1 protein-coding gene is annotated in these 1,778 nt (G+C 65.4%); it reads left to right on the forward strand.

Annotation, left to right across the window (positions count from 1 at the left end; translation table 11 throughout):
- The first annotated feature begins 69 nt into the window (after window positions 1–69).
- Window positions 70–1,617 (forward strand): IS1182 family transposase, encoded by a 1,548-nt coding sequence (locus tag BHQ18_RS28785; RefSeq protein ID WP_069417036.1) that lies wholly within the window; start codon window positions 70–72, stop codon window positions 1,615–1,617.
- The last annotated feature ends 161 nt before the right edge of the window (window positions 1,618–1,778 follow it).

Here is a 1,778-nt window from a genome sequence, read left to right on the forward strand (position 1 = left end):
CTAGGAGTCTGCTGAATTAATACGGTGTGCCGGGTCGGTTTGTTCTGGGTTTTTGGGGATGATTGATCGGTGCAGGGTCGCTCTGATGATCAGCGTGAATTGTTGGATGCCGAATCGGTTGCCGGGCATCTTTTGAAGTCCGACAGCGTGTTTGCGTTCCTGGCTGTCCATCGCGGTGAGCTGTTTCCCGAGGAGATGTTCACCGATCTGTTCCCCTCGCGGCGGGGCCGCCCGAGCGTGCCGGCGGAGGTAATGGCTTCGGTGATCACGTTGCAAGCTCTGCATGGGCTCTCCGATAACGAGACCGTGGAAGCGTTGACCTTCGATCTGCGCTGGAAAGCCGCCTGTGGTGTGCCGATCACCGCCGGGGCGTTTCATTCCACGACGTTGACCTACTGGCGGCGTCGGCTGGCTGTCTCAGACCGACCGAACCGGATCTTCGACGCAGTCAAGACCGTGGTGGCGGCCACCGGGGCGTTGGCCGGCAAGACCCGCCGCGCCTTGGATTCAACGATCCTTGACGACGCGGTGGCCACCCAGGACACCGTGACCCAGCTGATCGGGGCGATCCGCCGGGTCCGCCGCGAGGTCCCCGGCGCCGGTGAGGTCGTTGCCGCCCACTGCACCGCCCATAATTACGACGACCCCGGGAAACCATCGATCACCTGGGATGACGCCGATGCGCGGGCAGCGTTGGTCGACGCTCTGGTCGGCGACGCTCACCGGGTGCTGGGGCATCTGCCGGACCAGGAACTGGGCGCCCGCGCCGCCGAGGCAGTGGCGTTGTTGGCGTTGATCGCCGGCCAAGACGTCGAACCCGTGCAGGATTCTGATGGCACCGACGGACGCTGGCGCATCGCCCAACGGGTGGCCCCAGACCGGGTGATCTCCACCGTGGACCCCGAGGCCCGTCACGCCCACAAGAGCGTTCATCGTCGCCAGGACGGCTTCAAAGCCCACGTCGCGGTGGAACCGGACACTGGGATCATCACCGACTGCGCGTTGACCGCGGCCAGCGGTGCGGGATCGCATGACGCGGCGGTGGCCGCGCAGCTGCTCGCTGATGAAGATGAACCGGTGACGGTGTTGGGTGATTCCGCCTACGGCAGTGGCGAATTCCGGGCTCACATGGCTGAGACCGGACATGTGGATCGAGTTAAGTCCGCGCCCCTGCGCCCTGCAGTCGCCGGAGGTTTCACCATCGATGACTTCATCGTCGACCACGCCGCCAGGACGGCGACCTGCCCAGCCAAGGTGACCCGCACCATCACCGCGGGGGGCTATGCGACCTTCGGCGTCGCCTGTCTGGGTTGCCCGTTGCGTGCGCAGTGCACCACTAGCGCTACCGGCAAAAGCCTGAAGATCCGCCAGCACGACGCGCTCCAGCGAGCCGCGCGCCAACGATCGCGAGAATCGGACTGGCTCAACGAATATCGACAACACCGACCGATGGTCGAACGCACCATCGCCTGGCTCAGTCGTGGCAATCGCAAAGTCCGCTACCGCGGGGTCGCCCGCAACGACCACTGGCTCCATCACCGCGCCGCGGCTGTGAACCTGCGTCGCCTGATCACCCTGGGACTGACCCACACCGACGCTGGCTGGGCCATCGCCTGACCCCACCGGGCCGGGTCTTGCAGCACCGAACACCAGGTGCCACGCTCAACACGGCGGGGTGACCTCGTACTGTCGACCCAGCGGGTCTGACTAAAACCCACGCGCCACAGAGCGCTCCGAGGCACCCCGCCCCAAACACCCCTAATTCAGCAGACTCCTAG

It is taken from the genome of Mycolicibacterium flavescens (assembly GCF_001722335.1).
In the GTDB taxonomy this organism is placed as follows: Bacteria; Actinomycetota; Actinomycetes; order Mycobacteriales; family Mycobacteriaceae; genus Mycobacterium; species Mycobacterium flavescens.